Raw genomic sequence first — 8,364 nt, forward strand, 5'->3', positions numbered from 1 at the left:
ACAACGCTCCTGGAGACACATCATGAACCTGCCGTCGCGCCTGGGATGGGCACTTCTCGCTGCCTTCTTCTTCGCCGCACCCGCCGTCCGGGCGCAGGACAGCTACCCCAGGCAGCCGATCACCCTGGTGATTCCTTACGCGGCGGGCGGCCCGACCGACACCTTCGCGCGCGTGCTCGCCAGCGCATGGGGCAAGCAAATGAACGCCACGATGGTCGTTGAAAACCGCACCGGCGCAGGCACCATCGTCGGCACCGATACCGTGGCCCGGGCCAGGCCGGACGGCTACACGCTGCTGATGACCACCGTGGCGCACGCCGTGAACCCGGCCATCAACAAGAAACTGCCCTACGACACCATCCGGTCGTTCACCCCGATTGGGCTCGCCGCCAGATCGCCGCTGGTGCTGCTGGTCAACCCATCGTTCCCCGCCCGAAACATGCGCGAATTCATCGACTATCTCAAGGCCCATCCGGGGGAAGTCAGCTACGGCTCCGCGGGCGTGGGCAGTGCATCGCACATCGGCGCAGCGCTCCTCAACCACGAAGCGAACCTGCAGTCCACGCACATTCCCTATCGCGGCAACGGCCCCGTCAGCGCCGACCTGATGGGCGGTCACATCGGCTACACCTTCGACAGCGCGCCCACGGGCATTGCGCAGGCGAAGTCGGGCGCGGTCCGCCTGCTTGGCACGTCGATGAAAGAGCGCCTGCCGCAGACACCCGACGCGCCGGCCATCGCGGAAACGGTGGCGGGCTACGAGGCGTACACGTGGAACGCGGTGTTCGCGCCTGCAGGCACGGCCGCGCCGATCGTCGAGAAGCTGGCCCGGTCGCTGCGCGACGCCCTCGACGACAAGGAACTGAAGGCGAAGGCCTACGACATGGGTCTGCTGCTTGAAAAGAACCCTTCGCCCGCCGCACTCACCGAGTTTCTGGATGGCGAGATCCTGAAATGGGGCCGCGTCGCCAAGGCGGCCCAAATCGCCGCCGACTGATCTTCCGGGAACYCGACGCCATGGCTTTCGACTTTGCCGCCCACCGCATGTGCGAACAGCGCTACTTCGATGACTTTTCACTGCACGAGAAATTCGTCCTGCCCTCGCGAACGATGACCGATGCGCTGTTCGCGGCTTTCCAGCTGGCCAGCGGAGACAACCATCCGATCCACTATGACGCGGCGTACTGCCGCCGCCTGGGGATGCCGCAGATGCTGGCCCATGGTTTTCAGGTGCTGATCCAGACGGCGGCCGGCGCCGGCCTGTTCCCGCACATGGTGGAGGAATCCCTGAAGGCCTTCATCGAACAGTCCAGCCGCTTTCTGCATCCGGTGTTCGTGGGAGACACCCTCTACGCCACGCTTGAAGTGATCGAGCTCGTGCCGGGCCGCACGACGGGCGTGCTGGTCATGCGATCGAGCGTCGTCAACCAGGACGGCGTCGAGGTGCTCGAAGGAACGCAGAAGTACTTGCTGCGCAAGCGGCCGGAGGGAGCCGACCATGCGCTATGAACTGACCGATCTGCGTGTCGTCGTCGCTATCGCCGAGTCCCGGAACCTGACCGTGGCGTCGTCGGACCTCTGCCTCTCGGCGCCCTCAGTCAGCTACCGGGTGAAGCACCTCGAAGAAGCCATGGGCGTGTCGCTGTTCGTGCGGACTCAAAAGGGCATGGAGATCACGCAGGCCGGCGAAGTGGTGCTCAAGCACGCCAAGGCGATCCTGGCCGAAGCGGCTCGCCTCAACGGCGAACTGGTCGGATTCAATTCCGGCGTCAAGGGCACGGTGAGGGTCTTCGCGAACAGCAGCACCCTGCACCGGCTCACGCCCACGCTGGGGCGCTTTCTGTCGGCCTATCCCAGCGTCGATGTCGACCTTTCCGAGCGGCTCAGCGACGAGATCGTCGCCGCCGTGGCCGAAGGCGCCGCGGACCTCGGCCTCGTGGCCGGCCCGGTCGACCTGCGGCGGCTCGAAGCCGTGCACTACGCGGACGATGAACTCGTCTTTGCCGTCGCCGTCCACCATCCGCTGGCGGCCCGGCTACAGGTCTCGCTGGAAGATGCGCTGGCGTTCGACTTCATCGCAACGGGCCGCAAGACCAGCAACTTTCTCTACCTCTCGATGATGGCGTCGCGCCTGGGCGTTCAGCCGCGGGTGCGCGTCCACGCGCCGAATTTCGCGGCAGCGCTCCAACTGGTGGAGCAGGACGTCGGCATCCTGCTGATCCCCCGCTCCGTCGCGGCCGAAGTCCAGGAAGAGGCAACGATCGCCATCGTCAAGCTGGGAGAGCCGTGGGCGCTGCGGCAGCATCTGATCGTGTGTCAGAAATTCTCGGAACTCCCCAAGTACGCGCAGGCTTTCGCCGACCATGTCGTCCAGAAGTAACCCCCCTGCCCCCGCCGCGGCCATTCACTCCTCCTCCCCGATGACTTCACGCCAAGCCCCGCGCCCGCTCGATGGACTCAAGGTGCTTGCGCTCGAGCACGCCGTCGCCGCGCCGTTCGCCAGCCGGCAACTGGCGGACCTGGGCGCGCGGGTCATCAAGATCGAGCGGCCGGGGGTCGGCGATTTCGCGCGCGGGTATGACGAGACCGTTCGCGGCATGTCGTCCTTCTTCGTCTGGGCGAACCGCGGCAAGGAAAGCCTCTGCCTGGACCTCAAGCAGCCCGAGGCCGTGGAGGCGCTGCATTGCATTCTGAGTTCGGCGGATGTCTTCGTCCAGAACCTTGCGCCCGGCGCCACAGCTCGCATGGGCCTCGACTTCGGCGCGCTGTCGGCGCGCTACCCCCGCCTGATCGTGTGCGACATTTCCGGCTACGGAAGCACGGGGCCCGAACGCGATGCCAGGGCCTACGACCTGCTCATTCAGGCCGCTGCGGGGCTGATCTCGGTCACCGGCCCGGAAGATCGTCCGTCGCGCGCCGGCATATCGATCGCTGACATCTCGGCCGGCATGTACGCCTACTCGGGCATCCTGACCGCGCTCGTGCAGCGGTCGAGGACGGGGCGTGGCGAGCATGTGGAGGTTTCGATGCTCGAATCGCTGGCAGAGTGGATGTCGTATCCGCTCAATTTCAGCCACTACGGGGGTGCCGCACCGGTGCGCGCCGGCAGCTCGCATCCCGCCATCGCGCCCTACGGCCAGTACCCGGTGGGAGACGGGAGCAGCATCATCTTCGGTCTGCAGAACGAGCGCGAATGGTCGAGATTCTGCGAGGTGGTCCTCGGCTCCCCCGAGACCGCGACCCGGGACGAATTCGCCTCGAACACACAGCGCGTCGCCCACCGGGGCTTGCTGGACGAGCTCATCGTCAAGCGACTGTCCACGCTCGACCGGTCGGAAGCCCTCCGGCTTCTGGACGAAGCCCGGATTGCCAACGCGCCGATGAACACCATGGAAGATGTCTGGAACCATCCGCAACTGAAAGCACGCCAGCGGTGGCGAAGCGTCATGACGCCGGTCGGGGAGATCGACGCGCTGCTGCCGCCAGCGACCTTCTCGGGCTTCGAGGCGGCGATGGCCGCGGTTCCGGCGCTCGGCGAGCACACGGAGGCGGTCCTGCGGGAGCATGGCATCCAGCCACCGGGCAAGAGGGTCGCCAACGACACGCACTGACTTGCCGATCGACCGCCCGTCAGCGCTCCCACCAGCGTTCGCCGAACCTCCCTTGCAGGAAGGCGACGAAGCTCGACACCTTGCCCGGCACCAGCTTGGGCGAGGGGAAGACGGCATGGATCTCCTGCTCGGGCAGCGCGTGGTCGGCCAGCACTTCGCTCACCTGCCCTGACGCCAGCGAATCGCTCGCCACGTAGCGCGGCATCAGCGCGATGCCGAGGCCGGCGCGCGCGGCGGCCAGCACCGCCGAGACGTTGTTCGAGCGCAGGCGCCCCGATACCGGCACCGTGACCGGCTCGCCGCGCGGCGTGTGCAGGTGCCAGACGTCGTCGCCGACCACGCTGCTGTAGATCAGCGCCACGTGGGCGCTCAGGTCCTGGGCCTTCTTGGGCATTCCGTGCTTCTTGAGGTAGGCCGGCGCGGCCACCATGACCCAGGGATTCATGCCCAGGAAGCGCGCGCCGAGCGACGAATCGGCCAGCTTGCCCATGCGGATCGCGACGTCGATGCCCTGCGCCACCAGGTCGACATAGCGGTCTTCGAAACTGAGGTCGACCTGCACCTGCGGGTGGCGCGCCATGAATTCCAGCGCCAGCGGCACCACGATGCGGCGGCCGAAGGCGGTCGAGGTGCCGATGCGCAGCAAGCCCTGCGCCTGCGACTGCCGCAGCTGGACGATGCTCTCGGCCTCCTCGGCGTCGCGCACGATGGCCTTGCATTTCTCGTAGTAGAGCGCGCCCGATTCGGTCAGGCTGACGCCGCGGGTATTGCGGTTCAGCAGGCGCGCCTTCAGTCGCGCCTCGGTGGCCGCGACCTGCTTTGTCACGGTGGGCTGGGTGGTGTTGAACTCGCGCGCCGCCTTGGAGAAGCTCCCGGTCTCCACCACGCGCACGAACATCTCCATCGCCAACAGTCGGTCCATGGTCGGATGCTACTCACTTATTCCACCCAGGAATAGGCTTTATGGTCCAGCGCCCCCTTCTGCTGACGGCCCCGAATTCCTACAGTCGAGCTCAACCCAAGGAGACTCGCATGGCAAAGATGACCGCGGCACAGGCCGCCGTGCTCGTGATGGAAAAGGAAGGCGTGACGCAGGCCTTCGGCGTTCCCGGCGCCGCCATCAACCCGTTGTATTCCGCGCTGCGCAAGCAGGGCAGCATCGCCCACATCCTGGCCCGCCACGTCGAAGGCGCCTCGCACATGGCCGAGGGCTACACCCGCGCCGTGGCCGGCAACATCGGCGTGTGTATCGGCACCTCCGGCCCGGCCGGAACGGACATGATCACAGGGCTCTACTCGGCCTGGGCCGACTCGATCCCGATTCTCTGCATCACGGGCCAGGCGCCGCGCGCCCGGCTCTACAAGGAAGACTTCCAGGCGGTCGACATCGAGTCGATCTCCAAGCCGGTCACCAAGTGGTCAGTCACGGTGCGCGAGCCCGGCCAGGTGCCTCAGGTGTTCCAGCAGGCCTTCCACCTGATGCGCTCGGGCCGCCCGGGCCCGGTGCTGATCGACCTGCCCTTCGACGTGCAGATGGCGCAGATCGAGTTCGACATCGACACCTACACGCCGCTCGCGCCCTACAAGCCGGCCGCCACGCGGGCCCAGGTCGAGAAGGCCGTCGCCATGCTCAACGCGGCCGAGCGCCCGCTGATCGTGGCCGGCGGCGGCATCATCAACGCGGATGCCAGCGACCTGCTGGTGCGCTTCGCCGAAGCCACCGGCGTGCCGGTGGTTCCCACGCTGATGGCCTGGGGCGCGATCGCCGACGACCATCCGCTGATGGCCGGCATGTGCGGCCTGCAGACCAGCCACCGCTACGGCAATGCGACCATGCTGGCTTCCGACTTCGTGCTCGGCATCGGCAACCGCTGGGCCAACCGCCACACCGGATCGGTCGAGGTCTATACCAAGGGCCGCACCTTCGTCCACGTCGACATCGAGCCGACGCAGATCGGCCGCGTGTTCACGCCCGATCTCGGCATCGTCTCGGATGCGAAGGCCGCCCTCGAGCTCTTCGTGCAGGTGGCCGAGGAGATGAAGGCCCAGGGCCGGCTGCCCGACCGCCGCGAATGGGCCGGCGAATGCCGCGACCGCAAGAAGACGATGCTGCGCAAGACCAACTTCGGCGACGTGCCGATGAAGCCGCAGCGCGTGTACCAGTGCATGAACAACAACTTCAGCCACGACACCTGCTACGTGAGCACCATCGGCCTGTCGCAGATCGCGGCGGCGCAGTTCCTGCACGTCTACAACCCGCGCCACTGGATCAACTGCGGCCAGGCCGGACCGCTGGGCTGGACCATTCCGGCGGCGCTGGGCGTGCGCGCGGCCGACCCGGGCCGCAAGATCGTGGCGCTCTCGGGCGACTACGACTTCCAGTTCATGATCGAGGAGCTGGCGGTGGGCGCGCAGTTCAAGCTGCCCTACATCCACATCGTGGTGAACAACTCCTACCTCGGGCTGATCCGCCAGGCGCAGCGCGGTTTCGAAATGGACTACTGCGTGCAGCTCGGCTTCGACAACATCAATGCCGGCGAGGACAGCGGCGTCGAGCGCAGCTACGGCGTCGACCACCTCAAGGTGGTGGAAGGCCTGGGCTGCAAGGCGATCCGCGTCTACAAGCAGGAAGAGATGACGCCGGCGATCCAGCGCGCCGAGCAGCTGATGGCCRAGTTCAGCGTGCCGGTGGTGATCGAGGTGATGCTCGAACGCGTGACCAACATCGCGATGGGCACCGAGATCGACGCCATCAACGAGTTCGAGGCGCTGGCAGAAGGCCTTGAAGACGCGCCGACGGCGATTGCCGCCGCCATGCTCGACTGAAACCTTGCGGGACAGACCAGGAGACAAACACATGCCCAAGTTCGCAGCCAATCTGACGATGCTGTTCAACGAGCTGCCGTTCATGCAGCGCTTCGAGGCCGCCGCGAAGGCGGGCTTCCAGGCCGTCGAATACCTGTTCCCGTATGCCTTCGACAAGAAGGAACTGGCCGCCGCCCTGCGCGACAACCAGCTGGCACAGGTGCTGCACAACCTGCCGGCCGGCAACTGGGACGGCGGCGAGCGCGGCATCGCCTGCCACCCGGACCGCACGGCCGAATTCCGCGAGGGCGTGACCCGTGCGATCGACTACGCGACGGCGCTGGGATGTCCGCAGGTCAACTGCCTGCTCGGCAAGCTGCCCGAGGGGGTGGCACCGTCCGATGCGCGCAAGGTCGTCGTCGACAACCTGCGCTTCGCGTCGAAGGAGTTGCAGAGCGCGGGCATCCGGCTGCTGATCGAGCCGATCAACACCTTCGACATCCCGGGCTTCTACCTGAGCCGCACCGACCAGGCGCTGGCCCTGCTCGACGAAGTCGGCTCGCCCAACCTGCGGGTGCAGTACGACATCTACCATGCGCAGCGCATGGAAGGCGAGCTCGGCAACACGCTCACGAAGAACATGGCGCGCATCGGCCACATCCAGCTGGCCGACAACCCCGGCCGCGGCGAGCCGGGCACGGGCGAGATCAACTACCCATGGCTCTTCAAGCACATCGATTCGCTGGGTTACGACGGCTGGATCGGCTGCGAATACAAGCCGCGCGGAACGACCGTCGAGGGCCTCGGCTGGCGCACCGCCCTCACCTCCTGAGAACTGATGAAAGAAACCAAAGCAATGTCCAGCACCACCCAAAAGATCGGCTTCATCGGCCTCGGMATCATGGGCGCCCCGATGGCGGGCCACCTGCTCGAAGCCGGCCACCAGCTGTTCGTCCATACCCACGGCAAGACCCCCGAGCCCTTTGCTTCTCGCGCCACGGTCTGCGCCAGCGGCACCGAGGTCGCGCGGCAGGCCGACATCGTCTTCATCATGGTGCCGGACACGCCGGACGTGGAGAAGGTGCTGTTCGGCGAGGCTGGCGTCGCGGCCGGGCTCTCCAAGGGCAAGACCGTGGTCGACTGCAGTTCGATCGATCCGATCGCGACCAGGGGCTTCGCCGCCCGGATCGCCGAGCTCGGGTGCGCCTACGTCGACGCCCCGGTCTCGGGCGGCGAGGTCGGCGCCAAGGCGGCCAGCCTCACGATCATGTGCGGCGGCGACGAGAGCGACTTCGGCCGCGTGCGGCCGCTGCTCGAGAAGATGGGCAAGAACATCACGCTGGTGGGCGGCGTCGGCGACGGCCAGGTGTGCAAGGTGGCCAACCAGATCATCGTCGCGCTCAACATCGCGGCGGTCGGCGAGGCGCTGGTGTTCGCCTCCAAGGCCGGGGCCGATCCGGCCAAGGTGCGGCAGGCGCTGATGGGCGGTTTCGCGTCGTCGCGCATCCTCGAGGTCCATGGCGAGCGCATGATCAAGCGCACCTTCGCCCCGGGTTTCCGCATCGCGCTGCACCAGAAGGACCTGAACCTTGCGCTGCAGGGGGCTCGCGCGCTGGGGGTGGCGCTGCCGCAGACCGCGAGTGCGGCGCAGCTGATGAACGCATGCGCGGCGCTGGGGTACGGGCAGGAGGACCACTCGGCGCTGGTGCGGGCGCTGGAGGCGATGGCGCAGCATCCGGTGGCGCCGGACGCTGGCTGATTGAGATCGGGGCGGGGGCTTGCCGGCGTGGGCGGGCGTCGGCGGCGGGCGGTAGGCCCCGGGCCGGCCGACGTCACCGGCCGCTTCGCGGCTGCCCTGCGCTGCTCGCGGTACGCGGGGTCTCGCTCAAACTCGCTCCGCTGCGCTCCACTCAAACAGTCGCGAGCCCTGATCCGCGCACCGCTGCGC

8 protein-coding genes are annotated in these 8,364 nt (G+C 67.2%); 7 read left to right on the plus strand and 1 reads right to left on the minus strand.

The features are described from left to right. Nucleotides 1-22: 22 nt before the first annotated feature. The 4 genes from AC1D2K_RS05465 to AC1D2K_RS05480 are packed head-to-tail and all read left to right on the plus strand — an operon-like array spanning nt 23 to nt 3,611. Nucleotides 23-997, plus strand: a complete 975-nt coding sequence (locus AC1D2K_RS05465; protein ID WP_478086921.1) for a tripartite tricarboxylate transporter substrate binding protein — start codon at nt 23-25, stop codon at nt 995-997. Between the two features lie 20 nt (nt 998-1,017). Next, complete coding sequence (locus AC1D2K_RS05470; RefSeq protein ID WP_478086922.1) at nt 1,018-1,509, plus strand: MaoC family dehydratase; 492 nt, start codon at nt 1,018-1,020, stop codon at nt 1,507-1,509. Beyond that, nucleotides 1,499-2,380 (plus strand): LysR family transcriptional regulator, encoded by an 882-nt coding sequence (locus tag AC1D2K_RS05475; protein WP_478086924.1) that lies wholly within the window; start codon nt 1,499-1,501, stop codon nt 2,378-2,380. Before AC1D2K_RS05470 ends, AC1D2K_RS05475 begins: the two co-directional genes overlap by 11 nt. Before the next feature lie 40 nt (nt 2,381-2,420). Further along, nucleotides 2,421-3,611 (plus strand): CaiB/BaiF CoA transferase family protein, encoded by a 1,191-nt coding sequence (locus AC1D2K_RS05480; protein WP_478086925.1) that lies wholly within the window; start codon nt 2,421-2,423, stop codon nt 3,609-3,611. Between the two features lie 19 nt (nt 3,612-3,630). On the opposite strand, the gene AC1D2K_RS05485 is transcribed toward AC1D2K_RS05480, so the two are convergent. Further along, entirely contained in the window at nt 3,631-4,533 is a 903-nt protein-coding gene (locus tag AC1D2K_RS05485) for a LysR family transcriptional regulator (protein WP_478086926.1), read from the minus strand. A gap of 110 nt (nt 4,534-4,643) precedes the next feature. Here AC1D2K_RS05485 and gcl point away from each other — a divergent pair, with 110 nt between their 5' ends. From gcl to AC1D2K_RS05500, 3 genes are read left to right on the plus strand one after another with little or no spacing between them, the layout of a single operon-like run. After that, nucleotides 4,644-6,437, plus strand: a complete 1,794-nt coding sequence (gene gcl, locus AC1D2K_RS05490) for a glyoxylate carboligase (protein ID WP_478086927.1) — start codon at nt 4,644-4,646, stop codon at nt 6,435-6,437. Between the two features lie 31 nt (nt 6,438-6,468). After that, nucleotides 6,469-7,248 (plus strand): hydroxypyruvate isomerase, encoded by a 780-nt coding sequence (gene hyi, locus AC1D2K_RS05495; protein ID WP_478086929.1) that lies wholly within the window; start codon nt 6,469-6,471, stop codon nt 7,246-7,248. Between the two features lie 24 nt (nt 7,249-7,272). Continuing rightward, the gene (locus AC1D2K_RS05500) at nt 7,273-8,175 is read left to right on the plus strand and encodes a 2-hydroxy-3-oxopropionate reductase (RefSeq protein ID WP_478086930.1); all 903 of its coding nucleotides are present in this window, start codon (nt 7,273-7,275) and stop codon (nt 8,173-8,175) included. Nucleotides 8,176-8,364: the final 189 nt, after the last annotated feature.

This window comes from Variovorax sp. P1_H12_2, assembly GCF_056405335.1.

Excerpts from the sequence above, each read along its gene's own strand:
- AC1D2K_RS05465 (WP_478086921.1), top strand. The coding sequence starts at position 23 with ATGAACCTGCCGTCGCGCCTGGGATGGGCACTTCTCGCTGCCTTCTTC.
- AC1D2K_RS05470 (WP_478086922.1), top strand. The coding sequence starts at position 1,018 with ATGGCTTTCGACTTTGCCGCCCACCGCATGTGCGAACAGCGCTACTTC.
- AC1D2K_RS05475 (WP_478086924.1), top strand. The coding sequence starts at position 1,499 with ATGCGCTATGAACTGACCGATCTGCGTGTCGTCGTCGCTATCGCCGAG.
- AC1D2K_RS05480 (WP_478086925.1), top strand. The coding sequence starts at position 2,421 with ATGACTTCACGCCAAGCCCCGCGCCCGCTCGATGGACTCAAGGTGCTT.
- AC1D2K_RS05485 (WP_478086926.1), bottom strand. The coding sequence starts at position 4,533 with ATGGACCGACTGTTGGCGATGGAGATGTTCGTGCGCGTGGTGGAGACC.
- hyi (WP_478086929.1), top strand. The coding sequence starts at position 6,469 with ATGCCCAAGTTCGCAGCCAATCTGACGATGCTGTTCAACGAGCTGCCG.